Genomic DNA, 25651 nt, shown 5'->3' on the forward strand with positions numbered 1-25651 from the left:
ATCGTGTGCACCAGGCGAAAGATGTTATCCAGAATCTTCGCGTTGTTCGGGTCCTGCTCGAACCGCACCAACTGATTGTCGACCGTATCCAGGCTCTCGCTGGTCTCGGTCAAAAATTCCCGCAACAAATCATCCATGAAACCGGCCTTCGCACGCACCGGCACGCGACATCGACGTGCCCCGACGGAACTTGGCCAGCTTCTATGCAAAGCGTTTAATATTGGTTGAGCAAATGGAAAAGAACGGGCTCAACAAAGAGATAAGACGGCTGCAATGAATCCAGCCGTCCAATATCAACCTTTGGTTAACCATAATCGCCGCGTGGCGGCGCTCAGGCGGCGGTAACGAGCACCTTGTCGCCGTCGAGCACGAGCGTCACGGCGAGCCCGCAGGCCTGCGCCAAAAGCCGCGTGTAATAAGGCTGCACCGCATGCGCATCGATGGCCGAACTGGAACTCGCACTCAAGAGGTCGGCGATGTTTTGCGGCACGCGGGCGTTGAGGCCGGCCGAGGTGACGCGAAAGCTCATCGTCTCGCCGTCGCCGATCGGGTCGATGGTCAGCGTACCGCCGCGCGGAATGGTCTGCTGCGCAATGACCAGCATGTTCAAGAGCAGCTTGACGCGGTTCTTGGGCAGCAACAGCCGCGGCAAATTCCAGCTGATGGTGATCTTGCCGTCCTCGATATGGCCGCGCGCCATGGTCTGGGCGTCGCCGAGATCGATCTGCGCGCCGGCCGAGCCGGCCGCGCCAAACGCCAGCCGGCAGAACTGCAGCCGGGCCGAGGCGGTCTTGGCGCTCTTGCGAATCAGATCGAGCGCGAATTCACGATCTTCGGGCTTGGGATTGTCGTCGAGGACCTCCAGCCCATTGACGATGGCGCCAACCGGACTGATGAGATCATGACAGACCCGCGAACACAGCAGTGCCGCAAGTTCGAGGGCGTCGGGAGCGACGCCGGGAGAGGGAGTGCCAGACATCGGATCTTCCTGGAAGGCCGCGCAGTCCCCAATCGCTGCAAGAGACTGCCGGCGGACAATTACGAATCACGCATGCTCGGTGGTTTGATACACTGCGCAGGCGCGTGCTGCCAGCACAGGGCGGCACCGGTCAAGGGAACACGAACAGCAAATGAGCTCCCGCTTATGAATGAGGCAACTCTGCCCGTTATCGATCATGTGGCCGCTAGCGCCCTGATCGAGCCGCTGACCGATCTGGTGATCCGGGCCGGCGCCGCGATCCTTGCCGTCAACCGCGCCGCCATGACGGTCGATGGCAAGACCGACGGATCGCCGGTCACGGAAGCCGATCTCGCCGCCGACCGCATCATCGGCGAAGGCCTTGCGCGGCTGGCGCCAAATATACCGTCATTGTCCGAGGAGCGGACGCATCTGGCGAAACTGCCGTACAAGGACAGCTTCTTCCTGATCGACCCGCTCGACGGCACCAAGGAATTCGTCGCCGGTCGCGCCGAATTCACCGTCAACCTGGCGCTGGTGACCGGCGGGGTGCCGCTGCTCGGCATCGTAGCCGCGCCCGCACTTGGATTGATCTGGCGCGGCATCGTCGGCCGGGGCGCCGAGCGGCTGACCCTTATTGACGGTGGCGCGCCGCGGATCGAGCCGATCCGGACGCGGCCCTGCCCGATCAGGGGAAAAGCCTGGACCGTGGCCGTCAGCCGCTCGCATGGCGATGACCGCACCGAAGCCTTTATTGCCGCAAGGCCCGGAGCCGTGCGCGCTGAACTTGGCTCGGCGGTCAAATTCGGCCGGGTGGCGGAAGGCGCGGTCGATATCTATCCCCGCCTGTCGCCGACCTGCGAATGGGATGTGGCGGCGGGCCATGCGGTGGTCACGGCCGCCGGCGGCAAGATCACGGATTCGACCGGCGCCGCGCTGCATTTTGGTTGTGGCCGCGAAGACTTCATCGTGCCGGAATTCATCGCCTGGGGCGATCCCGAGGCCCCGTCCTGATTTACTGCGCCAGGCCCTGTTCGAGTCGAGGCCAGCGGGCGGCGGCGTCTTTCAGGAAACGCGAAGGATCGGCCTTGAACGCATCGCGGTTTTCCTCGCGGCCGAACAGATAGAGCCGCTGGCCTGCGACCACCCAGAACCGCGGGTTACCGGCATAGGTAACCCCTCGCCCCAGGTCGACCGGATCGTAACCGCCGAACTGCGGGCCATAGACCTCGGGGTGGGCGACAAAGGAAGCGCGATTGCCCTCGTTGCGAAAGCGCCAGACGGCGCCGGCCTCGGCGGCCTCGAAATCCGCCACGCCCTGGACGGCCACGGAATCGGTGAAATAGGCGACGGGATCAAACCCCTCGATCGCAAGGCCGGAATAGCGATTGACCACCACCCGTTCGGTGGTCGCGGCAAGGGCGGTGAAATCAAGGCAGAGAACGCCGAAAAAGCCTGCGCATAGCGCGAAAATGGCCATTCCGGGGCGCCAACCATATCTTTCCTGCCGTTGTGCCGTCATAGTTGATACCGATAACATACGAGTCGAGGGGACACTGGGCGCAACCTAGAGCCGTGCTTGTTGGCGTCAGGTTAAGGCGGCGGCCAGAATTTCGATACCAGGGGTTCTTTGATGATTTTCGTCTCACGCCTTGCCGCGGTAACGCTCGCCGCGCTGATGTGCTGGACTGTGCCCGCACCTGCGCAGCAGTCGGGGCCGATGCAACAGGCGCCGCTGCAGGCACCGGGCCAACAGGTGCCGTACCAGCAGGCTCCTGCGCAGCAAACGCCGTACCAGCAGGCTCCGGTCCAGCAGGCGCCGCCGCAGCGCGCGCCGAGCCCGGCGACCTATGGGCCGGACGAACTGGTCAACGCCGGCCACAAATTCTTCGGCAACGTCTCGCGCGGGCTGGCATCGATCATCGAGCGCGCGGTGAGCCAATGGGGCCTGCCGAACGGCTACGTGCTCGGCGAGGAAGGCTCCGGCGCCTTTGTCGCCGGCCTGCGCTACGGCGAAGGCACGCTCTACACCAAGAACGCCGGCGACCTCAGGGTCTACTGGCAGGGTCCGTCGGTCGGCTTCGACTGGGGCGGCGACGGCGCCCGCACCATGACGCTGGTCTATAATCTGCCCGCCACCAACGCGATCTATCAGCGCTTCGCCGGCATCGACGGCTCGGCCTATATCGTCGGCGGCTTCGGCATGACCGCGCTCACCGCCAACAACATCGTGCTGGTGCCGATTCGCTCCGGCATCGGTCTTCGGCTCGGCGCCAATATCGGCTATCTCAAATTTACCCCGCGCGCGACCTGGAACCCGTTCTGACCTTTTCCTGAGCAACGGTTTCCTGAACAGCAGCACACATTGATCTTCACGATTCAGGTTAACGCGGCATTGGGCTGGCCTTTTGCCGGTCCCCCATGGCATTGTGATTAACGAATTCTTTATGCCCTCGGGGAGTGTCCATCCATGATCGAACCGATCATGTATCTGGCGATCGGTTTTCTGGTCTCGATGCTGTTTGGCCTGATGATCGTGCCGCTGGTGCATAACCGCGCGGTCCGGCTGACGACCCGGCGACTGGAAGCGGCCACCCCGCTGTCGATGGCTGAAATCCAGGCCGACAAGGACCAACTGCGCGCCGAATTTGCGATGTCGGCGCGGCGGCTCGAGATGAGCGTCGACCAGCTCAAGAACAAGACCACCAGCCAGCTTGCCGAACTCGGCAAGAAATCCGACGCGATCAACCGCATGAAGATCGAGCTTGGCGAGAAGAACGCCACGATCTTCGGGCTCGAGGCGCGCGAAAAGGCGGTGAAGGAACAGCTGCGCGCCACCGAGGAGGAATTCGCGGCCAAGACCGAGATGCTGCGCGGCGCCGAAAAGGCGCTGACCGACAAGCAGGGCGAACTCGCCAAGATCAATCATGAACTGTCAGACCGTTCGATGGTGGCGGACAGCCGCCAGGTCGAGCTGGTCGCGGTGCGTACCCAGATCGAGGAGTTGAAGAACCGCGTCGGCGACGCCGAAAAGGAATTCGCGGCGACGCAAGTCCGGCTCGGACAGGAGCGCAGCGAATCCGAGAACGCGACGCGCGAACTCAACGAGGCGCGCAGCCGCGTCGAAAATCTGAGCCAGCGCGTCACCGATCTGGACCGGCAGCTGATCATCCAGGTCAAGGAAGCCGAAATGCTCGGCAACCGCGTCAACGATCTCGAAGCGCGGCTCGCCACCCAGGGCAAGCTCCTGGCCGAACGCGAATTCGAGAACAACCAGCTCAAGCAGGCCAACGACGTCGCCGAGCGCACGACCAAGGAATTGCGTGTCGAGATCGCGGCCCTGAGCCAGGGCGGCAATTCGCCCGCGATCGAAAAGCTGCGCAGCGAGAAGGCCGCGGTCGAGGAACAGCTTCGTGTCGCGCGCGACGAACGCGCCAAGCTGCAGCGCGACATCAACGCGATCCAGCAGCAGGCCGAAAGCTCGTGGGCCACCGAGCGCATGGAGAACGCGCTGCTGCGCGAACGCATCAACGACATCGCCGCCGAGGTGGCCAAATTGGCGATCCAGCTGGAGGGGCCGAATTCGGCGATCGAGGCCATGCTGGCTGCGGAACCGGCGGCTCCGAAGCCCCCGGCCAACGACACGGCCGCCACCACGCCTTCCGAAGGCGGCGGCACCCTGGCCGAGCGAATCCGGGCCCTGCAGTCGCACGCCTCCCGCGCCCGCCAGCAAGGGGCGTAATTCGCTTCGATTCGGCCGCTTTGTTTGCTTGACACTATGGGCCCTCACTTCGTAAATCGCGGGCTCTGACGGCGCTGATTTCGCCGGACCCCGGACGCATAGCTCAGCGGGAGAGCGTTCCCTTCACACGGGAGAGGTCCAAGGTTCGATCCCTTGTGCGTCCACCATTAGACCTTCACATTCAATCACTTATCGGCCAGATTCCCTTAGAGAGTGCCCCAAAAAAACTGGGGCACAATAGGGGCACTCCCGATCGGGCCGGCAAAAAACGCTCCGCCGCGCTCGCGAAGCGCTGCGATTTCGATGCCAGGGAAGAGACTTGCTGATCCGTTACGACGACATCCTGCTAAGATATCGATGCCAACTGGACATCGGCTGATGGCCAATTCGCTTGTCGTGCGCAAGGGAACGGATTTGGCGAAGCGCATCAGAGCGCTTCGGGCCGCTCAATATGTGCGAATGTCGACCGACTTTCAACGCTACTCGATCCAGAACCAAGCCGCTACGATCGCGGCCTACGCACTGCAAAAACAATTTACGATCGTTCGGACCTATGTCGACGAAGGGCGCAGCGGCCTACGGATTAAGGGACGCGCGGGCCTCATCGAGCTGATCGACGACGTTCAATCCGGGCGTGCGGATTTCGACCATATTTTGGTTTACGACGTCAGCCGCTGGGGACGGTTTCAGGATGTAGATGAGAGCGCTTACTACGAGTTCATCTGCAAAAAAAACGGCGTCAAGGTCGCCTACTGTGCCGAGCAATTCGACAATGACGGCAGTTTGCTATCGAGTATCGCCAAGAACGTCAAACGGGTAATGGCGGCCGAGTGGAGCCGAGAACTTTCCGTCAAGGTTCACACCGGTCAATGCCGTATTGCGGGCCTCGGCTATCGCGTAGGCGCCCCCCTCACCTTCGGCCTTCGCCGGGAGCTGATCGGCGAGGACCTGAACTCGAAGGGACAGCTCGCTAGGGGACAGCAGAAATATCTAAAGACGGACCGCGTGCGTCTTCGACTCGGCTCTGACGAAGAGGCGGAGACCGTGCGACGAATCTTTCATTTGTTCGTTGTCGAACAGCAACCCAATAGCAAGATCGCACGTCTGCTCAATCGACAAAAGGTCACCAACCAACACGGCCGTCCCTGGACGGCCGACATGATTCACAGAATTCTCGGGAACGAGAACTATGTGGGTAACCTCGTGCATAATCGGACATCCCGGCGACTGGGGCAAAAGCAGGTCCGTAACCCCGGTCATCTCTGGGTCCGTCGCGAAGGGATCATTGAGCCGATCGTCGACCCCAAGATTTTCGCGCGTGCTCAGAAAATAATGGGGGACCGGTACATCTCGATATCGGACGAGCAAATGCTGGTTCGCCTGCGCATCACGCTCGCAAAAAAGGGAGAGTTGACCTCCAGCATCATCAACAACGCGCCTGGCCTTCCCTCCGCCTCAAGCTATATCAAGCATTTCGGTTCGTTAAAGAAGGCATTCGATCTCATCGGCTACACGTCACCGCGTGACTGCGACTGGATCGATACGCGAGAATATTGGTCCAAGGTTCTGACAGAACATGCGACGCGAATGGCTAGAGTTCTTGGCACCGGCTCACCGCAGCGTGATCGCGAAAACGGCATCAGGCTTCCGCTCAACCGGAGACGAACGCTCACGCTCCTCGTTGCCCGACAATTGAAGCGGAAGCCACACCATTCCGAGCAGTGGAGAGTGTGCCGAAGGCATTTGCCACCGGGGCTATTGGCTATTGCTCGGCTGGACAGAACGAACAAGACTATCAAGGACTACGTGCTGATGCCCTCGCCAAAAGTCCGCGGTTCATATCTGTGGCTCTCGGATGCCTCGCTGGCGCGCCGCAATGCTGTGCGCCTCGAAAGCAGCGACGGTCTCGGTTGCGCTGTCCAGTCAAGGCTGCGTAGCTGACGGCGCCGCGTGCCAATATTCTGAACCAATTTCTCCCGCCTGCTGCTAGTCTTGGCCGAACATTGGAGTGCCTACAAATGTCAGACCAAGCGGTCGAAATTCTCATCACCAATGCGATCCATACGGCTTTCATCAAGTACCCCGAGGGCGACGGCGGCCCGAACCTGGACTATGAATGGATCGCGCCGGATCAGAGCGTCCATATCGCAAAGGCGATCCTGCAGGATCTGGCAGTCAACGGATATCAGGTCGTAAAGAAGGGCAAAGTCTAGCTGATCGAATCGGATGCGTTGACTACGGCAAACCCCGGTTCAGAACACCGGTACGCAGACGTCGCGAATTCATAAACCAACAACGCTGGTCAGCTTTGGTTTACCAGTCGCGTTAAGCCTTCACGGCCGAGCCCATGACATGGTGGCTCGCAGATCGAGGGCAAACCTCGGCAGGGAAAGCGTCAGGGTCAGGCCGCCAAGCGCGCCTGACCCGCCATTTTTTCGGGGAAGGTAATGCGAGCAAAGAAGACGCCACCGAAGTCAAAGCGCAAAGCGAGCAAGATCAGTCCGACGTCGACCCGTGCCTCACCAATGATATTGATGGCCGCGCGAAACCTGATGGACATGGTCGCGGTCGGTGCGACTTCGGGCGCAGTTCTGCTCACCCTCCTGGCCGCCAAGCATTTTTGAGAACGCGCGGATTCGCGCATGACGGATTACGGAGCAACGCACCTCAGCGGAAAATGTAAGACTGCGAGTTCCGAACCGTGCGTCCCGAACGCAGTGATCATCTTCTAAGTTGTTGATTTTTATGGCTGCGGAAGGCGTTTCTGCCACGTTTTGTTCACGGTCGTTTCGCGCAATTCGTTGCGATTTCGTTGCGGCGTTACCCACGAGAACAATGTTCGCTGAGGTATTAAGTCGAAGCAAGTCCGACCCCAACGGCACCGATGAAACGACTGACCTAGCAGGGCTGTCGTGCCGAAGCCACCTTGCACTAGGCGGTGCGTTTGTCTTGCGAGCTGTCGGGGGTTCGAGTCAGCAGACCGCTGCCGCTTTTCCCCACACGACGCAAATCTGCGATATCGCCTCCGATCGTCCGCCTAAACTCGGGAACTTGTCGATTGGTGGATTCAAAGAAGCGTGGCAGAGGTGATGCCGGTCGCGCCCTGCTTTTTTTGCGGGTTTTTGGCAAGTTTTTGGCTCCGCCCCACCATCCGCCCCACCAATCTTCTCAGCGAAGGACGTGGCAGCTCTTGCGATACGGGCTCGTTGAAAATCTGTTACCGCTTCGCGTCCGATGGGGCGGCCGCAATTTGGCAAAGCGACGGCGCCGAACTGGGCCACCTAAGCATTCATTTTTTTGCTGCTTGACTCGGTTCGGTCACAAGCCGAACTGGGCAGCCGATCACCGCAGATCTTCACGTATCGCTCTACCTAGGCGGATACTCGCGCGCGAGGAACGCAAGGACGGCTTCTGCGAAAACTTCAGGCATCTGATCGGGAAACGGCACCATGGCACCGGCAATCTCGACTATGGACGCGCCAGAGATGGCGCCGGCCACCTTGCCTGCGACGGGAAAGGCATGCGGATCTGCGGCGGGCGCCAGTACCTTGACGGGACACCGCACAAGCGGCAGGCGCGTTTCCATTGCATATCCATTGACCACACGATGGCCCTCGGCAGCCAATGGCCCGGCTTTCAGCGCATCGACAATGAAGCGATCGAGAAGATCGATCCCACCTGCGGGATAGTCGGGTTGGCGCATCTGCCAAAGCGCAACCAGGTGGCTTCCGTCGGCATCTGGCGTCACCTCATCGACAACCCTCTTGCCTGCAGCGTTCGCGCGCCGTTCGGCATCAACATAGGGCGGTGCGGAAAGCACGGCGGCGACAATCCTCTCAGGCTTCGCAGCTGCCATCTCGATCGCGATCGCAGCTCCGGTGTGATGGCCAACGATAGCGACTTTGGGCAGTTCGAGTGCGTCAAGCAGATCGAAGGCACAGGCGCACCACGCTTCGATCGAGTTATCCTCAAACGGCAGCGCCGCCGAGTCGCCAAAGCCGGCAGTGTCCATCGCGATGGTCCGATAATGCCGGCCGATCAAAGGGAGCACGTCGCGATATTCGTCCCAGGAGCGCGGCGTCTGATGCAGGAGAAGGACCGGCCTGCCCTCGCCGGCGGTCGCGACGTGGATACGCGCCCTCGGCGTCGCAACGAAGCGGCGTTCAGTGACAAGATGGCGATCGGACATCAGCGTTCGTCCTTCGGGATTATGACCGAGACCGGAACGGCATGCGCCAGAAAGGTGACCTCGGGCATGCCCTCTGCCCTTTCCTCATCTCCGGCGTCGGCAATTCTCACCATTGGCGTGCCGAACGGGTCGTCCCAGCGCTGGACGACCATGACCGTGAAGCCATGCAGCGTGTAGGTCTGCCACATCCTGGCACCTGGGCCCGTCATCACTGCCCCTCTCTCGTCACCGCATCAGAACGGAACGATCCGGCACGTTATTTGCCCAGCCGGCGCCGAGGGGCGCCACGAATACGTTCTCGGTCCGCGTCCGGGAGACCTTCCAGACGCCATCAACCCTGCGGAACAGATTGTTCAACCGGCTGGACCGCAGCAGCGACGAGCCGTCAGAGAAAATCCAGGGCTGACAGTGTACCCACTGCCCGTCCGCCTCATCGCCCCGCACGTGGATCTGTTCCGAGGTGAGATAATGCACGTTGAGCAACAACGCAGGATCGCGCTTCTGGCCCCAGAATGCCTCAAAATGCTCGCGCAGCGCCGCCTTGCCGACGCGCTGGCCGAACTGATTGTCGTAATAGGCGCCGACCCCCTCCCAAATCGCATCCTCGGTGTAAAGGTCGAGAATGCACTCGATGCGCTGGCTATCGTTCTCAACCCCGGCCTCGGGGCACGGGGTATCGCAAAGAAACATGTAGCGCGCCTGCACGCGGCGAATTTCGGCCTCCGCCTCTAATGTTTCGATTCGCTTCGCAAGCGCTTCGAGCGACTGCAGCACGTCCTTGGTCATTTCACTCATGCATAGGCCTCGTCAGGGGATTTGAGGGGCGATCCAATATGGTGGTACAGCCGATTGAAATAGATCAGTCCCTCCGGCTGGGCCGCGGTCACGATTTCAGCGACCTCGCAAAACAGGACGCTATGGGTGCCGACCTCCGCCACCCTTGCGATCCGACAATCGAGGCTTGCCACCGCGTCGATCAACACCGGCGCTCCCGTCGTCAATTGGGTCCATGACCCGCCGGCGAAACGCTGTTCGACCGCAATTCCGTGACGGCCGAAATCATCGGACAGATTCTGATGACGGCCCGCGAGTATGTTGACGCAAAGCGCGCCGTTCACCCTGAGCACGTCGTGGGCGCCGGCATCGCGCCGGACGCAGACCAGCAGCGTCGGAGGCGTGTCCGTCACGCTGCAGACGGCGGACGCCGTCAATCCATGCCGGCCCGCGGGACCATCCGTCGTAATGATGTTCACGGCCGCGCCGAGCCTGCTCATGGCCTCTCTGAACGCTTGCTGATCGACATTTGCCGGCATCGCGGTTCTCCCTGAAGCTCAGATATCGAGCACGAGCTGCGGCGTCTTCGACCGTGAACAGCACAGCAGCATCTGGTCGTTCGCGGCCTTCTCTTCGTCCGTCAGATAGACGTCGCGATGATCGGGAATGCCTGACAGCACCGTGCACAGGCAGGTGCCGCAGATCCCCTCCTCGCAGGAGGTCGTAACCCTGACGCCCGCGTCCGCCAGCGCCGTGACGATCGAGCTCTCCGCACCAACCGTGACACGCCGGTTGCTCCGCGAAAGCAGAACTTCGAACGCCTCGCCCGAATGGTCGACACTGGTCTTGAAATACTCGCGGTGTATCTGCGCGTCGGGGTAGCCGAGCCGCTGAGCGTCCGCGATGATCCAGTTCATGAACCCCTCGGGGCCACAGACATAGAGATGAACGCCACCCGCCGGCTGCGGGAGATCGCGTGCAGCATCGAAGCGCTGCACCTCCGGGCCATCGTCGAAGTGGAGATGGACGCGGTCGCGGAAGCCGGCTTCGTTGAGCTCCGACAGGAACCCGGCCTTTTCGGGCGCCCGCGCGCAGTAGTATAATTCGAAGTCCTGCGCGGTGCTGTACAGATGGTGCGCCATGGCCATAATCGGCGTGATGCCGATGCCGCCGCCGATCAGGATCGAGCGGCGCGCCTCGGCGGCGAGCGGAAACAGGTTTCGCGGTGAGCCGATTCTGATGCGCGATCCGGCGTGGAAGCTGGCGTGGATGGCGGCCGAGCCGCCGCGCGAGGCAGGCTCAAGCAGAATGCCGAGCCTGTAAACGTGGGTGTCGGCCGGATCGCCACAGAGCGAATATTGACGGATCAGCCCTGGCGAGATCTCCACATCGACATGCGCGCCGGGCTCGAACGGCGGGAGCCTGCCGCCGGCCGGATCGACGAGGTCGAGAACGACGATGCCTTGCGCCGGCTGTTCTCGGCGCGCGATCATGAGATCGCGCGTGGACCCATGCTCGGCAGGAGTAGGCTCCGGTACCGCAATGGCTGGTTCAGAGAATGTAGCTGATGCCACCGAGTGCCTCCGTCGAGTTGATGAGCCGAACGACCTTTTGATCGATCTTCAGCGCACCCGTCTCGCGAACCAGTCTGTAGCTTACGTTCGCCGCGTAAGCCCGCGTGCGGCCGCGCCTATGCTCGGTCAGGAACTGGGCGCAACGTAAATCGCAACTTGCGCCGTCCGACTCAAGGATGCGGAAACGCGACAACAGGCGCACCGTGCGCGCCACTGGCGATGCCGAAATGGATTGTCCGCTTAACAGGCGATCGACGCGCTTGCGGCGCATCTCGTCATCGTCGTAGGCATAATTGAGCGTATCCTCGAATTCGATAGCGGCGGGATCGATCGGCACGACGTAGCGCGACGTAGCCGTCCACAGCGCGAGCCATTCCTCGTAGCAGGCATGGTCCAACAGGTCGGCCTCGAGCGATACGAACTCGCTGGCCTCTTCGAGACCGATCGCCGGCGTTATGACGACGGGCATGTTCATGCGGGCTGCTCCATCATCGCTTTCCATTGCTGGTAGGCCGCGCGCATCCCAGTCTCGGCGCTGACGTCGCTGCGGCGATGGCCGTCGGCAAGCAGTTCCTCGCCGGCGATACCGCGGTTGAGCATCAGCCAGAGATCCTTGCCGCCCTGGGCGCCGTGCTGCACACGGTCCCATACCTCGGCGTCGTCGGGGCTGCCAAAGCCCATCGGTCCCTGGAAGAACTCATGGATGCGCAGCCGCGCACGGTTGGCCGCCTTCGGCCCACCTAGCATGCCGAGCGCGACATGGCGCACTTCCGTCTCGTCCACCGAGATCGGCTGCAGCACGCGGAAAAACGCCGCCGAACAGCCGAGATTGGGGAACAGATTCAGATTGAACCCGGTGCCGCCGACCGCGCGCACGATCCGCCGCACCTCCTGGTCGGAATGATCCTGCGCAAGCTCGGCCGCGAGAGCCTCGAACTTCTTCGGGATCGGCGCGTCAAGGTTTTCCTCGAGATCAGTCAGGCTCGGCATCATCGTCATCACGCTGTGGCCGTTGCCGAGATCCTCGACGAAGCCGCCATTATTCATGATGTCCATCATCGCCTCGGTCTCCTTGTCCGCGGCGGTCAGGAAGAATTTGTGAACCAGGGGAAAATGATAGGCGTCCGTGGTGTTCTCGAGCTGGATCTTCCAGTTGCCGGGAAAACGGAATTTGTGCTCGCCGAGCGTGGCCAATGGATAGCCCGCGCCCTGTTTCATGAACAGGTCGATCCATTTCTTCGCCCCGCCGAGGAAATCGCTGAGCGGCTCGATGTCATGCCTGAAGCTCGCAAAAATCAGCCCGGCATACTCTTCGACGCGAAGCGATCTCAGCGGGAACTCGCGCTTGTCGATCGCGCCTGCATACCCCGCATCGTGGGGCACGCCGCGCAGCGATCCATCGAGCGCATAGCTCCAGCCGTGATAGGGGCAGACGAAACTATTGGTCTTGCCCTTCGCCACTTCGCAGACCGTTGCCGCGCGATGCCGGCAGCGATTGACATGCACATGCACCGCGCCCTTGCGATCGCGCACCACGATCACCGGCTGCAGGCCGACCATCGCCATCTTGAAATCGCCGGGTTCGGCGATCTCGCTGGCATGGGCGACCCAGACCCAGGTCCGTTCGAAGATCCGGGTCATTTCCGCCTCGAAGATGGTGGGATCGGTATACATGCTCGACTGCACGCGATCCGGACGGACCAGCATGGCGGCTTCGGGCGCGAGCTTCGCTGCGATGTTCATTCGTCAACTCCTCGTTCGAACGGTTCGTTGGCCAGACAGCGCGTCAGGTCGTCGGGTGATAGCGGCGCAACAGCAGCCCCACCGCGATCCGCAGCAGACGGTCAAAGACGTAGCCGAGCATGCCAAGCGCCAGGATTCCGACGAACACCCATTCGGTGCGGGCGAAGTTCCGCGCCGTCCAGATCAGGGCACCGAGACCGCTGTCTGCCGAGACGATCTCCGCCGATACGACGGTGAGAAAGGAATTTCCCATCGCGATTCGGGCGCCGGTGACCATGAACGGTACGGTCGAAGGCAGGATTACCGTAGTCAGCATTTGCAGCGGCCCCGCGCCGAGGCTGGCAGCCGCCCGCAGCCGCAGCGGATTGACCGCCTGCACGCCCGCGATGGTGTTGAGCGTGACGATGAAGACCGTGGTGTAGAAGATCAGCGCCACCTTGGCCGACTCGCCCGGTCCCAGCCAGATCACGGCCAGCGTCACGAAGGCGATCGGCGGGATGAACCGGAAGAACTCGATATAGGGGTCGAGAAACTGCCGGATCGGCACGAACCGGCCCATGATAATCCCGAGCGGAATGCCAACCACAACACCCAACGCCCAGCCGCTTGCAATCCGGGCCGACGAGGCGAGCACCGCCCGGACCAGCGTGCCGTCCTCCATCAGCTCTTTGGCGGCCTCCAGCGTAGCCGCCGGCGATGGCATGAACAGTGGCGACGAATATCGCGACAAAATGTTCCAGAACAACACGCCGCACAGGATCGAGAGCGCCGTCAATCCGATCCGGTTCAGCGTCGGCGATAAACCCGGGCGCACTGGAGTCTTGATCGGAGCCACTTGCACGGTCTCGGTCATGCCGCGACCTCCTCGGTGGTGAGGCCCTGGGCACGCAGCACGCGGGTAACTTCCGCGCCGATATCGTCGCGCAGCCGGCGATAAAGCGCCAGGCTCGCCGGATCAGCCGGATCGCGCGGATGCGGCAGGTCGACCTTCTCGATGGTCTTGATGGTCGCCCGCGGACCTGCGGTCATGGTCACGATGCGGTCGGCCAGGAGGATCGATTCCCAGATATCGTGCGTCACGAATACGATGGTGCAGCCGGTCGCGCGCCAGATGCGATCGAGCTCACGCTGCAATACCTCGCGCGTCTGGGCATCGAGGGCGCCGAACGGCTCGTCCATGAGCACGACCGACGGCTCGTTGACGAGCACACGGGCAATCTGCGCCCGCTGTCGCATGCCGCCCGACAGCGCATCGGGAAATTTTTCGGCCGCTTGCGAAAGCCCAACCAGTGCCAAATAATGATCGGCGAGCTCAGCGCGTTGGCGGGCGGCCATGCCGCGCAGGCGGGGGCCATATTCCACATTCTCGCGCACGCTCAGCCACGGAAACAACGCTTCTGACGACTGAAACACGACACCGCGGTCGACGCCCGGACCGCTGACTGGTCGATCAGCGACGCGAATCTGCCCATTGGAGGGAACGAATCCAGCAATCGCGTTCAATAGCGTGGATTTGCCACAACCGCTTGGCCCGAGCAGGCAGACGAATTCGCCGGCGGCAATGTGCAGGTCGATACGTGAGACGATCTCGTTGCCGTCGAGCGTCAGGCTAAGCTGGTTGATCGCAATGGATGAGCCGGACATTACGCCCGCTCCGGCTTGTAGAAGCCGCGCTGGATGACGCGACGGAAATCGACCACGGAAGGTGTCACCTTCTGCTGCGCCAAGAAGGCTGCGATACCGTCGAAACTCTCGAAATCGGCATCGGTGAAATCGCGCACGCCCGGGTCCACGTCTTTGAGCGCGCTCAGCGTCTGTGCAACCGGGATTCTGGTGACCGCCTGCACCGCCGCCGCCGCCCGCTCCGGTTCGCGAACCACGATCTCGCACGAGCGCGCGAGGACTTTCAGGATGCCGCGCGCAGCCTCGGTATTGCTGTCGAACCAGGCTGCGGCGGCCGTAATCCACATCGTGTCGGTATAACCGACCTCCTTGCTGGTCATGATCACCCGGCCACCCTGCTTGATGCCGTTGGTCGGCCATGGCTCCCAGGCGAAGAACGCGTCGATGTCGCCGCGGGCGAGCAGCGCCGGCAGTTCCGGTGGGCCGCTGCGAACCATCTGCACCGTACTGGCATCCAGCCCAATCATCTTCAGCGCCAGAAGCGCGGCGTACTCGCTGACCGAACCCGGCACGATGCCGAACTTCTTGATCTTCCCGGGGTTGTCGATGTCCTTGCCGAGCACCATCTTGATGTAGCGGCCCGACTGATAGACAACCGCGAGCGGTCGCATTTCGGCGCGCGCAAAACGAACCATGTGGGTCGGCTCGGCTGCCGCCGCCAGACTTACCTGCTGCGCAACGAGGGCGTTTAGCGCTTCGCTACCGTCGGCATAGAGTTGAAGTGCGACGTTCAACTTCTTCGCCTCGAACATCTTTTCGTGGGCTGCGAGATAAAAAGATGAATAAACCGGATCGGAGCCGACGCCGATTTTGATCGGCGCTCCTTGCGCCAAAAGATGTGTCGGCCGCGTCGCCGCCGCGATAACGCTGCTGGCGATGAATGCACGTCGGGTAAGCGCTATTCGTTCCATAGTTCATCGCCCCTCAAATTGGATGATCGGTGCAGCAACTCACGGATATGGCATTCCCGGTGGCACTCCCGTGAAGAGCGCCCCCGCCGCTTCATAGGTGCCTTCGTTCAGCGACGCGTGCTGTGTGACGACAATGGAGTCGCGGAAGATCCTTTGCAGACGGTGCGATTTATGGATGGCCGCCATACCCGCGATCCGGTACGCCTGCTGCACGACCTCCGCGGAAGTATGCGCGGCATGCGTAGCGCTGAGACGCAGCAGGTTCTCAAGGTCCGGTTTGATCGGATTGCCTGCGAGCAGAACGTCCCACGCGCGCTCCGACGATTCGTAGAAGAACGCGCGCGCACTGCGCCATTTCGCTTCGCCACGCGCGAGCTCCGACCGGTAGTAGGCGCGGTCGGCGAGTTTTGCTGCACCGGGCATGATCTTGGTGCCGCCTGACATCTCGGTTGCGGTGTCCAGCGCCGCACGCGCCAACCCGATGTTCACGGCTGCGTGCACCTCCGCCTGATAGGAAAGTACCGGATAGCGATAGAGCGGCTCGTCGATCAGGCCGGCCGCCCCCCGCGCGCTGATCCAATCCAGGGCATAGAACTTGTCCTGCACGCTGGTGTCATGGCTGCCGGTGCCCTGCATGCCGACCACGTCCCAGTTTTCGATGATCTCCACTTCGCTGGCCGGACAAACAGCCATGTAGGTCGCGCTCTGCGTCGGCGAATTAGGCAGAGGCTTGTCGATGGAGATACCGACGCCGATCCAGTCGGCGGCCATGCAGCCGCTGGCAAACCGCCAGCGACCGGTCGCACGCACGCCGCCTTCGACGAGGCGTGCCGGCTGCACGGGGTAGAGGCCGCCGGCATTGACCTGGTCAGGACCATTGGCGTAGATCGTTCGCTGGGTCTCGATCGGCAGCGCCGCCAAATAGGTATTGGCTGAACCAAACGCCGCGACCCAGGCCGCCGATCCATCGACGACCGCAATCGCCTCGATCATCCGTAGAAATTCATGGGGCGGTCGTGCGTCGCCGCCGAACCGTTTTGGCGTCGCGGCCCGGAAAATGCCGGCCCGTTTCATGCTTCTGACGACGTCGCGCGGGACATGCGAGAGGCGGTCGAACTCGTCGCGGCGCGCGCTGATCTCGGCGACGAGGTCATGCAGGGCCAAAATGTCCTGCTCCGCCGCCAAAGGCTCAACCGCTGGTATCAGGCCAACGCTGCTCTTCATCGTCGCTCCAGCACTCGCCGACGCTTCATTGCTCCGGTGCTGTCATTGTCCGCTCGCATTGATCTAAGTCAAATTCATAGTTATAATTCGCTTCATGAGCGAAATGAATGCAGGTCTCGACCTCAACCTCCTGCGCGTTTTTCTTGCGATCTGGGATTTGCGGAGCCTGACCGCCGCCGGCGACCGGCTCGGGCTCACCCAGCCCGCCATCAGTCATGCGCTCCGCCGCTTGCGGGATCGGTTCAATGATCCCTTGTTTGTTCGCGCTGCAAACCGGATGCTGCCGACGGACGCCGCGGTGCGCCTGCACGAGCCGCTCGATCAGGCCTTCGGCATCATCAATCGCGCCATCCAGGAACGCGTCGCCTTTGAACCAAAGGTGACGCAGCGCGTCTTTCGCGTCGCGATGTCAGATGTGTCGGAGGTCATTCATCTGCCGCGCCTGATGGCCCGGCTGGTTCGTGTCGCTCCGCTGGTCCGGCTGGACGTAGTGCCGCTGGCCGTGGATTCGATCGTTGGCGCGATGCGCGCCGGCGAAGTCGATCTGGCAATAGGTTATCTCCGGAACCTCGACGGCGAATGCCTGAGCAAGCCGTTCTTCGAGGACAATTTCGTCTGCATGGTTCGTCGCGACCATCCGATGGGAAGGTCCAAACTCACGAAGGACAATTTCGTTAAGCTGCGTTATGTCCACGCCGGCACCAGCGCACCCGGCCATCAGATGATCGAACAATGGCTCGCCGAGACCGGCATCAAGCGGCAAATCGCCGTTCGGCTCGGTCATTTTACCGTGGCGCCCGACATCGTGCGCGACACCGACCTCGCGGTGATCTTTCCGGAAATCCTGGCGCGCCAACTCAACACTGCGAAAGCATTTCGTTTGCTGACGCTTCCATTCGACCTGCCGCCGGCTCAGATCATGGTCCACACCCATTCACGCTTCGCAAGCGACATGGGCATCAACTGGCTGCGCGACACACTGGTCTCGATGTTCGCGAAAACAGCCTGAACTTTGACTGCGGGCTGTCCGTGAGTAATCTCTAGCAGCGGTCGAAATGGCGAGTTGCCCGTCCACACTATGATGAGATCCTCGATCAAGGAATCTGTTGCACAACACCACGGATTGTAAGTTCAAATCGAGACTCGCAACCACCGATACCGACACTCGCTGATCGTGGCTGTTTGAAGCAGATAGCCCCCTACGTCCCGAACGCAGTGTAAGTTATTGATTTTCTTACTTCGGCAGGTGTTTTCGTCACGTTCTGTTCACGGTCGTTTCACCCAATTCGTTGCGATTTCGTTGCGGCGTTTCTCGGGGGGGAACACTAGCAGCCACCTTGGTCCAATGGGTGATGCTCCAACGGACCTAGTAGTGGATTGACGCCGACGTAACAGTCCTTGTTGGGATTCCCATGGCCTCGGCGTCGTGCGAGTCCATCTCGCGCACCTTGGCCAAGACCTTCTCATCCGACCAGCGCCCTTCGCCGACAAAATGCAGTAGTGATTGATGCTGCGCTCCCGTCCGCTCAGGTGCGGCACCGCCGCCATAGGCTCTACGCTTGCGCTCGCATGGCATCATCAGGCCAACGCAGTAATCCCGCAGCGGCCTGGCACGGTCCGCATGACCGATCACGCTCACAAGTCCCTCGACAAATGCTTCAAATCGCGATGCACTGTCAGCCGCTATTGCGTGATCCATCTCAGCTCCGCTTGCCGAAAAACGAATCTCCCAAAATTATCAAGGATCACAAGCTCCCAAAATGCGACTTTCTGACTCAGAAAGATTGGAGGTCGGCTGATCAATCTCGATAATCGTCCATTGCGCGGCACCCGAAACGACGGAGTCTTGCGCTTACTGGGCTTCTCCTGACCAACGGTAGGCCATCAGGTACCACCGGCAAGCCCTACCGTTGCGAAGGCTGCCTCAGCGTGGCTCGCGGGGCTAGCCGGTCTGTTTAGTGATTTTGAACGATCGATGTCCGCCCAATAGGGTGCGGCGGACGCAGCGGAAAAGCCGCCGCTTGGAACGGCTTTGCATCCAGGAATGCTGCGGCGGCGCGCATGACGAGGGCGTCGGCGAAGCGCGGGCCGACGATTTGCAGTCCCACGGGAAGTCCATCGGATGTCAATCCGCATGGCAAAGAGACTGCGGGACCGTGCGAAAGATTGAATGGGTAGGAGAACTCCGCCCAGCTGAGCCAATCCCACGCATGATGCGGCCAGTGATCGGGAACCTGGCGGCCATGCGGGAAGGCCGCGACCGACGCCGACGGCGTGATCAGCAGATCCCATCCCTCCGCAAACCAATGCCCCACATCCGCCGCGTAGGCGAGACGTCGCGCCTGCGCGGCGTTGACGTCACGCCATGTCACACCGGCAAAATCACGCAGACAGGCGACAAGCCCAGCATCCATCTGCTTCTCGCTCGCAGCATCGGCCGGGGTGAATGCCAGCAGAGGGGCGCCCCAGAGGGCACGGATCAGTTCCGGGCCGCGCGGCCCCCAGGACGGTGAGACCACCTCAACCTTGGCGCCAAGCGCTTCAAAAGTCGGTGCCGCTCGCTTTACACAGCAGGCGATCTCGGGATCGACCCGCGCATGGCCGAGATCGGGACTGAAGGCGATGCGCAGGCCTGCAATGCTGCGCGATGGAGCACGCCGATAGCCAGCCGGATGGGAGGTGAGATCCAGCGGATCGGCTCCGGCCATCACCTCGACCATGAGTTCTGCATCGGCGACATCGCGCGCAATCGGCCCGATATGCGAGAGCAGGCCGTTGCTGGGCGTCGGTACATATGGGACTGTTCCGAACGTCGGCTTGAAACCGACGACGCCGCAAAAGTGGGCCGGCAAGCGAACCGAGCCCGCGCCATCGGTGCCAAGATGCAGCGGACCACAACCGGCAGCCGCGAGTGCCGCCGCGCCCGAGGATGAGCCGCCCGGCGTCAGGCCGATACGCCACGGATTTTGCGTGGCGCCCGTCAACGGATTCTCACCGGCGGCGGTCCATCCCTGCTCGGTCATCGTCGTCTTGCCGACGATGATGGCGCCCGCAGCTCGCAGCCTTGCAACCGCCACCGAGTCGGCAGCAGCCGGTGACGGATCGGACAGCCGCGAGCCGCGACGGGTCGGCAGGCCCGCAACAGCCTGAATGTCCTTGATCGTGACCGGAACACCATGCAGCGCGCCGAGCGCACCGCCGCGCATGACGGCGGCTTCAGCGGCGCGCGCTGCGCTTTTGGCGCCTTCGCGATCGAGCACGACAAGCGCATTGAGCGTTGGCTCGACCACGTCGAGGTGAGCCAACAGGTCGTCGACGATGTCAACGGGAGACACCCGGCGTTGACGCACGAGTTCTGCGAGCGCGCAGGCCGAGAGCGAGGCCAGGTCGCCGCCGGACGCCGTCGTCATCGCGCCAGCCCCTAACGAGCAGACGTCGATTGCGCGGGGTGGTCCCAAGCCTCCACGTCGAGGAACGTGCTCTGGTAGGTGGCGCCCGCACCCATGTCGGTCAGCCGATCGGAACAGAGGATATTCACCGTCCCCGAAACAGCCTCGGCCTCCGGCCGCTGGCCGGGCACGAGGATGACGCCCTCTCCCACTTCGTCGCTGATCTTGAGAACCAGGCCGATATGTCCGCGCTCGTTGAAGAGACGAACCTTGGCGCCGTTCGCAAGGACACGCCGCTCGGCCTCCTTCGGATGGAGGACGCAGGACGGCTCACCTTCACGCTTGCGCAGAAAATCATTCGCGGAAAAAGCGGTATGGGATTGGAAGTACCCTGGCGTTGTCAAAAGCCGCAGCGGCCACTTGGCGGCATCCATGACCTCCTGCGGATCGGCTTCCCAGATCGGCATCGGCGGCACGCCCTCCGCCGCCAGATCGGCCGAATAGATCTCGAGCTTGCCGGATTTGGTGCGGAATTCCTGGGCATCGCCTTCGGGCGCCACCTTGACCGCGCGATGATCGAGCAGCTGCTTCGGATCGACCTTCGCGACCGCGCCCGTCGAGCCCTCAAAAAACTTCGGGAATATCTGCTCAGGCGTCAGGCGGAAGACCTCGTCCGTCACGCCCATGCGGCGCGCCAACTCCTGGGCAAGTTGCATGTTCGACCATGCCTCGCCCTGGGGCGCGACAGCCGCCAGCGCAAACTGCATGTAGTAGCTGCCGTAACTGCGATAAAAGTCCGAAGTCTCGAGGTAGGTCGTCGCCGGCAAGACGATATCAGCGTACTTGGCCGTGTCCGTGAAGATCGGATCATGCACGACCGTGAAGAGATCCTCGCGCAACAGGCCCTGCTTGACCTTCTGGACCTCCGGATTGGTCACAGCCGGATTGTTCGCGCAAATCAAAAGTCCATTGATCGGCGGCTCCTTCATCGTCAACAGGGCTTCGCCGAGCAGGCTGTGGTTGACCTGGCGGGTCTGCGCCGGCCCGGACGGCTTGCGAATGGACGCGAAGTCGAGGTCGATCGAACCGGCCGCGAGCAGCAACGCACCGCCGCCGCGCCGCCCGTAGGCGCCGGTGACGGCCGGCAAGGTCGCGACCGCGCGGAGCGCCTGGCCACCGCGTGCGAGCCGGGTCATGCCCTCGCCGATGCGGATGAACGAGCGCGGTGCTGCGCCGTACATAGCTGCCAAACGCTCGACGTCATCGACGCTGAGCCCGGTGATCTCGGCGACGCGCGCCGGTGGAAACTGCGCGACGACCTCGGCGTTCCAGCGATCGAAGCCAAGCGTGTGCTTGGCAAGATATGCCTCGTCGCATTTGCCGTCGCGCACGAGAATATGAACGATGCCGATCGCGAGCGCTGCGTCCGTTCCTATTCTGATCGGGAGGTGCCAGTCGGCGCTTTGTGCCGTGCGCGTCCGGCGGGGATCGATGACGATGATCTTGATGCCTTGCTTCTGGCGCTGTTCGGCTTTCTGCCAGAAGTGAACGTTGACCGCCTTGAGATCGCAGCCCCAGGATATGATCAAATCGGACTCTGCGACCGATTCAGGATCTGCGCCGCCGACGGGCCCGAGCGTCATGTCCCAGGCGGTCTCGCAGCAACTGTCGCAGACGGTGCCCGCCATCAGCCGGCTGCTGCCCATGGCGTGGAACAGGCCATTGATGAGGTGCCGATTGATCTGGCCCTGGTGCGCGCTATAGGCGTAGCCCAGCAATGCCAGCGGCCCGTCATTGGCGACGATACCCTTCCAGCGCTGCTCGATCTCGTCGAGCGCATCAGTCCATGTGATCGCTGCAAACTGTCCCGATCCTTTCGGCCCGGTCCGGCGCAGCGGCGTCTTGATCCGATTCGGAGCGTAAACCAGCTCGGCATCACGGTTGACCTTGGCGCACGCGAAACCTGCCGTGTAGGGCTGCTCCGGGTCGCCCGAAACCTTGATGAGCTTGCCATCATCGACTTGCGCCAACAGCGAGCACATGCAGGGGCAATCATGGCCGCAGGTCACACGGATCGTCTTCATTTGGCGTCCTCGGTTGCAAGGTGAGCACGGGCGTCGAACCAGGCGCTTACGGCGCCGGGCGCGTATGGCTTGACACCGGTTTGTCGCATGAACAAAGTGGTCGAAACGAGGTCCACTTCGGGGCAAATATTGACAACCACTTCAGGCCGGCGACGGGAGGTATTCGACCTTCCGATCAGCCTGGACCGATCGATCCGCAATCATGGACAGCAGGTGCATGCGGCGCTGCGTTCCGCGATTATTGACGGCCTCCTGAGACCAGAGATGAAACTGCCGTCGAGTCGGACCCTCGCGGAGCAGCTTGGCGTCCGGCGCAATGCCATCGTGGCTGCTTATGAGCATCTGTTCAGCGACGGACTTATCGAGGCCCGACACGGCGCAGGCACCTATGTCGCTGCTCGACTGCCAGCACGAGCGTCGACGGCGCCACCAGCGCAGTTCAAGATCGCGCAAGGGCCGCGCCGCGCCTTTGCGCTCGGAAATGCCCATGCCGATGCCTTTCTGCTGCGCCGTCTGGCCAGCAACGTCCGACGCCGGATCGCCACGGCGACGGACGATCAACTCGGCTACGGCGATCCGCGCGGAAGCGAGCATCTTCGGACCCAGATCGCACGGCACCTCGCCGCCAACAGGGGCATCCGGTGCGATCCAAGCTGCGTGGTGATCGTCAGCGGCACCCAGCACGGTATACGGCTTTGCACGGATGCCCTGCTGTCGCCTGGTGACGCGGTCTGGATGGAGGACCCCGGCTACTACGCCGCACGCCACACCCTTGAAACCGTCGGCATGAAGCTCGTCCCCGTGCCGGTCGACGCGGATGGCATTGTCGTCGCTTCGGGTCTGCGGTCCAACCCTTCAGCCAAAGCAGCCTACGTCACGCCATCGCATCAATTCCCGACCGGAGTGACGATGAGCATGGCGCGGCGGGTGGCGCTTCTTGAATGGGCGCGCTCGTCCAAGGCCTGGATTCTGGAAGATGACTATGACAGCGAGTTTCGATTTGCGGGACCGCCACTGACGGCACTCGCGGGACTCGGCGGAGAACGCGTCATTTACATCGGAACCTTCACTAAAACTCTCTTTGCCGGTCTGCGACTAGCGTATCTCGTCCTGCCGACTGCCGTCGTCGAGCGGGTCGTCCTCGCCCGCGCAGCACATGACCGGTTCCCGCCACGCTTCATGCAGGATGCCGTGGCCGATCTCATGTCTGACGGCGTTCTTGCAACACATACGCGGCGTATGCGCTCACGCTATCGCGAGGCACGCGACGCCGTCGCCACTGCTTTGGGGAATGCAGCAAGCGGCGCCTTGCGCATCGCCGTTCCGACACAGGGACTGCACATGCTTGCTTATCTGCCGAACGGCCTGCCCAAGGACACCGCGATGCACATCCGCGAGGTGGCCGAAGTCGAGGCGAAGCTGCTCTCCGAGATGCGGATCAATCGATGCGGACCGGATGGATTCATTCTGGGCTTTTCAGGGCATAGCATCAAGGAACTGAACGCCGCCGCGCATCGGCTCGGCCAAGCCGCGAAAGACCACTGTAGCGCTGCAGAGAAGATCGCCCGCTGATGTCCGAAAGCTGACGGCGTGCGGGTCGGATAAGTATGCACCCTAATGTGAAGGTTTACCGCCCTCGCCGATCGCCGCGTTCGAGGCGAGTTCAAAATCTGGCGAGATTCATTCTCTGATACGCCACGCAAGGCGGACGACGCTTGGACACGAGCAATGCCAAACCCTGCATGCCCTTGCGCATATCGGTGTGGCCGGTGGCTATCCAGATTCTCAGCCTGCAGCGAGCGGGATCATCGGCGCTCCAGAACCTGCAGCACTTGGAACAGAGCGGCCGCATCGACGCCGGTATCGACGATGACCTGACGATCCTTGCCAACGATAATCACCATCCGCCCGTTTACCGGAGTCGCAAACAATTACCGGTTCGGCTCCAGCAGCAACGATCACCGGCGCGAAGCCGACCCGTTGTATTTCAGGAGGAGTAGGCTCCGGGCGAAACGACCGCTGCCACCTCATCGGCAACGAACGTGATATGCCGTGCCGTCTTGCGGTAGATGATATCGCCCGCGGCGTCTGCAAGCGCTCGATGACGATTCGGAGCTTTCCGTTGTCAGACCAGCGCCGCCGTCGACCCGTCTCAACCACCTCGAGCCGCTCAACCTGAGTACTATACCTATGGCTGTCGATAAGGACAGTTACGCATCACTCAGCCTATCCCAACAAGGCGGCCCTCACCGGAGGAAGACTGCAAGACGGGTCTGGGCCGGCAAGAAAACGACGACGACTGGTATGAAATCTCGAGCCTGCCTCTGCTTCTAGAAATCGGGGCGCATTTGCGAGAACCAACAGTCGATCGGTCTCAATCCTGTTGGAGCGAGGCGATCGTTTCCGAAATCGTCCGAACAATCGCGGGCGGCAGAGGCAGGATAGGAAGTGGCGGCTTTGCAGCGCAAATCTTCTCAGCGATGGCGTAGGCGACTCGCAGGCCCGAATGGGTCTTGAAGAGGTCCCAAACCGGCCGCAAACGTTCGTTGAGCTCTCGCGCCCTTGGGGCGTCGCCTTTCGCAACGGCCTGTGCGATTGCGACACATATCTTGGGACATATGCCACCGAGAACACTGTACCAGGTGTCACCGCCGGCCAGCAGCGCTTCGACGCAATTCCAGTCGGCGCTGTATCCAAGCGAGAACCCGCGCGGGACGGCGCGGCGCAAACCAGATAAGTGAGAGGCTATTTCGTTGACCTCCGGCGCCGGGCTCTTCAGGCCAACGATGCCCTCCACCTTGCCGAGCCTTGCCACGAGGTCGGCTGAAAAGTGAAAGTGCGTGGTTCCCGGATTGTCGTAGATGCAGACCGGCAATCCGCTCTCACGCACCACCGTCGTGAAATGTTGAAAAACCTCTTCATCTGTCAGCGGCGTATATGAAACGGGCGCAAGCAAACCTACCGCGGCGCCACCGACCCGTGCATCGTTTGCGAGCTTCACGGCGTCGTCAGTGCGTAGGGCACCAATGCCGACGAGAACCGGCATCCGTCCCGCGACCTGCTCCACTGTTGTCTCCACAGCCCGGCGACGTTCCTCCCTTGTGAGGTACGGATACGTTCCCGTGCTGCCGAGCAGACCGACCGAATCGACGCCGGCCTCAAGCAATGGAGCCACCACGGCGCGCAACGCACCCGCATCGACTTTCCCGTTTCGGTCGGAGGGTGTTATTGGAAACGCGGACAGTCCCTTTAGATCAATCATGTTGGTCTCACCTGATGCTTGGCCGAACAATCCAAACTAGCTGCGCGTATTGCGTCTAGCAAACATTCCGTCCCGATCTTGCGCGCATCACGCACCCAGAACGTCAGGCGCTGCATGG

General features: G+C 62.0%; 25 protein-coding genes, 1 tRNA gene and 1 pseudogene. 8 read left to right on the forward strand and 19 right to left on the reverse strand.

Annotation, left to right across the window (positions count from 1 at the left end):
* Window positions 1-331: 331 nt before the first annotated feature.
* Window positions 332-979 carry a histidine phosphotransferase ChpT gene (gene chpT / locus JQ567_RS27895; RefSeq protein WP_212441788.1) on the reverse strand — a complete coding sequence of 216 codons (648 nt, stop codon included), beginning with the start codon at window positions 977-979 and terminating at the stop codon, window positions 332-334.
* Between the two features lie 165 nt (window positions 980-1144).
* Between chpT and JQ567_RS27900 the strand changes: the two genes are divergently transcribed.
* Window positions 1145-1972 (forward strand): 3'(2'),5'-bisphosphate nucleotidase CysQ, encoded by an 828-nt coding sequence (locus tag JQ567_RS27900; RefSeq protein WP_212441789.1) that lies wholly within the window; start codon window positions 1145-1147, stop codon window positions 1970-1972.
* A gap of 1 nt (window position 1973) precedes the next feature.
* On the opposite strand, the gene JQ567_RS27905 is transcribed toward JQ567_RS27900, so the two are convergent.
* Window positions 1974-2438: a YHS domain-containing (seleno)protein gene (locus JQ567_RS27905; RefSeq protein ID WP_212441790.1), complete on the reverse strand. Its 465-nt coding sequence runs from the start codon at window positions 2436-2438 to the stop codon at window positions 1974-1976.
* Window positions 2439-2591: 153 nt separating this feature from the next.
* On the opposite strand from JQ567_RS27905, the gene JQ567_RS27910 reads away from it, so the two are divergent.
* The 5 genes from JQ567_RS27910 to JQ567_RS27930 all read left to right on the forward strand — a co-directional run bounded on the left by JQ567_RS27910 (window position 2592) and on the right by JQ567_RS27930 (window position 6913).
* Entirely contained in the window at window positions 2592-3284 is a 693-nt protein-coding gene (locus tag JQ567_RS27910; RefSeq protein WP_212441791.1) for a DUF1134 domain-containing protein, read from the forward strand.
* 144 nt (window positions 3285-3428) lie between these two features.
* Window positions 3429-4700 carry a hypothetical protein gene (locus tag JQ567_RS27915; RefSeq protein WP_212441792.1) on the forward strand — a complete coding sequence of 424 codons (1272 nt, stop codon included), beginning with the start codon at window positions 3429-3431 and terminating at the stop codon, window positions 4698-4700.
* Between the two features lie 92 nt (window positions 4701-4792).
* Window positions 4793-4867 (forward strand) — tRNA-Val (locus JQ567_RS27920).
* A 211-nt stretch (window positions 4868-5078) separates the two neighbouring features.
* Window positions 5079-6641 (forward strand): recombinase family protein, encoded by a 1563-nt coding sequence (locus JQ567_RS27925; RefSeq protein WP_212441793.1) that lies wholly within the window; start codon window positions 5079-5081, stop codon window positions 6639-6641.
* A 77-nt stretch (window positions 6642-6718) separates the two neighbouring features.
* Window positions 6719-6913 carry a hypothetical protein gene (locus tag JQ567_RS27930; protein WP_212441794.1) on the forward strand — a complete coding sequence of 65 codons (195 nt, stop codon included), beginning with the start codon at window positions 6719-6721 and terminating at the stop codon, window positions 6911-6913.
* A gap of 188 nt (window positions 6914-7101) precedes the next feature.
* Here the strand turns inward: JQ567_RS27930 and JQ567_RS27935 are convergent, their stop codons facing one another.
* The 12 genes from JQ567_RS27935 to JQ567_RS27990 all read right to left on the reverse strand — a co-directional run bounded on the left by JQ567_RS27935 (window position 7102) and on the right by JQ567_RS27990 (window position 16798).
* A complete protein-coding gene (locus tag JQ567_RS27935; RefSeq protein WP_212441795.1) occupies window positions 7102-7260 on the reverse strand; it encodes a hypothetical protein in 159 nt (52 codons plus the stop codon).
* An 807-nt stretch (window positions 7261-8067) separates the two neighbouring features.
* Entirely contained in the window at window positions 8068-8889 is an 822-nt protein-coding gene (locus JQ567_RS27940; RefSeq protein ID WP_212441796.1) for an alpha/beta fold hydrolase, read from the reverse strand.
* Window positions 8889-9098 (reverse strand): hypothetical protein, encoded by a 210-nt coding sequence (locus JQ567_RS27945; protein ID WP_212441797.1) that lies wholly within the window; start codon window positions 9096-9098, stop codon window positions 8889-8891. Before JQ567_RS27945 ends, JQ567_RS27940 begins: the two co-directional genes overlap by 1 nt.
* A gap of 16 nt (window positions 9099-9114) precedes the next feature.
* Window positions 9115-9675, reverse strand: a complete 561-nt coding sequence (locus JQ567_RS27950; RefSeq protein WP_212441798.1) for a nuclear transport factor 2 family protein — start codon at window positions 9673-9675, stop codon at window positions 9115-9117.
* Between the two features lie 5 nt (window positions 9676-9680).
* Window positions 9681-10202: a flavin reductase gene (locus tag JQ567_RS27955; RefSeq protein ID WP_212441799.1), complete on the reverse strand. Its 522-nt coding sequence runs from the start codon at window positions 10200-10202 to the stop codon at window positions 9681-9683.
* Window positions 10203-10220: 18 nt separating this feature from the next.
* Window positions 10221-11156, reverse strand: coding sequence for a PDR/VanB family oxidoreductase (locus JQ567_RS27960; RefSeq protein WP_212441800.1), 936 nt, complete (start codon window positions 11154-11156; stop codon window positions 10221-10223).
* Between the two features lie 58 nt (window positions 11157-11214).
* Window positions 11215-11712, reverse strand: a complete 498-nt coding sequence (locus JQ567_RS27965; RefSeq protein WP_212441801.1) for an aromatic-ring-hydroxylating dioxygenase subunit beta — start codon at window positions 11710-11712, stop codon at window positions 11215-11217.
* Window positions 11709-12980, reverse strand: a complete 1272-nt coding sequence (locus JQ567_RS27970) for an aromatic ring-hydroxylating dioxygenase subunit alpha (RefSeq protein WP_212441802.1) — start codon at window positions 12978-12980, stop codon at window positions 11709-11711. Before JQ567_RS27970 ends, JQ567_RS27965 begins: the two co-directional genes overlap by 4 nt.
* Window positions 12981-13023: 43 nt before the next feature.
* Window positions 13024-13833 carry an ABC transporter permease gene (locus JQ567_RS27975; RefSeq protein WP_212441803.1) on the reverse strand — a complete coding sequence of 270 codons (810 nt, stop codon included), beginning with the start codon at window positions 13831-13833 and terminating at the stop codon, window positions 13024-13026.
* A complete protein-coding gene (locus JQ567_RS27980) occupies window positions 13830-14624 on the reverse strand; it encodes an ABC transporter ATP-binding protein (RefSeq protein ID WP_212441804.1) in 795 nt (264 codons plus the stop codon). Before JQ567_RS27980 ends, JQ567_RS27975 begins: the two co-directional genes overlap by 4 nt.
* On the reverse strand, window positions 14624-15574 hold the full coding sequence (locus JQ567_RS27985; protein WP_212441805.1) for an ABC transporter substrate-binding protein: 951 nt from the start codon (window positions 15572-15574) through the stop codon (window positions 14624-14626). Before JQ567_RS27985 ends, JQ567_RS27980 begins: the two co-directional genes overlap by 1 nt.
* 39 nt (window positions 15575-15613) lie before the next feature.
* Complete coding sequence (locus JQ567_RS27990) at window positions 15614-16798, reverse strand: acyl-CoA dehydrogenase family protein (RefSeq protein ID WP_212441806.1); 1185 nt, start codon at window positions 16796-16798, stop codon at window positions 15614-15616.
* 94 nt (window positions 16799-16892) lie between these two features.
* Here JQ567_RS27990 and JQ567_RS27995 point away from each other — a divergent pair, with 94 nt between their 5' ends.
* Window positions 16893-17807: a LysR family transcriptional regulator gene (locus tag JQ567_RS27995; protein ID WP_212441807.1), complete on the forward strand. Its 915-nt coding sequence runs from the start codon at window positions 16893-16895 to the stop codon at window positions 17805-17807.
* A gap of 357 nt (window positions 17808-18164) precedes the next feature.
* On the opposite strand, the gene JQ567_RS28000 is transcribed toward JQ567_RS27995, so the two are convergent.
* The 3 genes from JQ567_RS28000 to JQ567_RS28010 all read right to left on the reverse strand — a co-directional run bounded on the left by JQ567_RS28000 (window position 18165) and on the right by JQ567_RS28010 (window position 22271).
* Window positions 18165-18497 (reverse strand): transposase, encoded by a 333-nt coding sequence (locus tag JQ567_RS28000; RefSeq protein ID WP_212441808.1) that lies wholly within the window; start codon window positions 18495-18497, stop codon window positions 18165-18167.
* 256 nt (window positions 18498-18753) lie between these two features.
* Complete coding sequence (locus JQ567_RS28005; protein WP_212441809.1) at window positions 18754-20208, reverse strand: amidase family protein; 1455 nt, start codon at window positions 20206-20208, stop codon at window positions 18754-18756.
* Between the two features lie 11 nt (window positions 20209-20219).
* A complete protein-coding gene (locus tag JQ567_RS28010) occupies window positions 20220-22271 on the reverse strand; it encodes a molybdopterin-dependent oxidoreductase (protein WP_212441810.1) in 2052 nt (683 codons plus the stop codon).
* Window positions 22272-22358: 87 nt separating this feature from the next.
* Between JQ567_RS28010 and JQ567_RS28015 the strand changes: the two genes are divergently transcribed.
* Entirely contained in the window at window positions 22359-23843 is a 1485-nt protein-coding gene (locus JQ567_RS28015; RefSeq protein ID WP_212441811.1) for a PLP-dependent aminotransferase family protein, read from the forward strand.
* Window positions 23844-24335: 492 nt separating this feature from the next.
* Here the strand turns inward: JQ567_RS28015 and JQ567_RS38935 are convergent.
* Window positions 24336-24431: pseudogene (locus tag JQ567_RS38935) on the reverse strand (IS66 family insertion sequence element accessory protein TnpB); the annotation flags it as partial.
* 214 nt (window positions 24432-24645) lie between these two features.
* Window positions 24646-25533 carry a dihydrodipicolinate synthase family protein gene (locus JQ567_RS28025; RefSeq protein WP_212441861.1) on the reverse strand — a complete coding sequence of 296 codons (888 nt, stop codon included), beginning with the start codon at window positions 25531-25533 and terminating at the stop codon, window positions 24646-24648.
* Between the last annotated feature and the right edge of the window lie 118 nt (window positions 25534-25651).

Origin of the sequence: Bradyrhizobium sp. AUGA SZCCT0431, from assembly GCF_018131065.1 — a bacterium.
GTDB lineage: Bacteria > Pseudomonadota > Alphaproteobacteria > Rhizobiales > Xanthobacteraceae > Bradyrhizobium.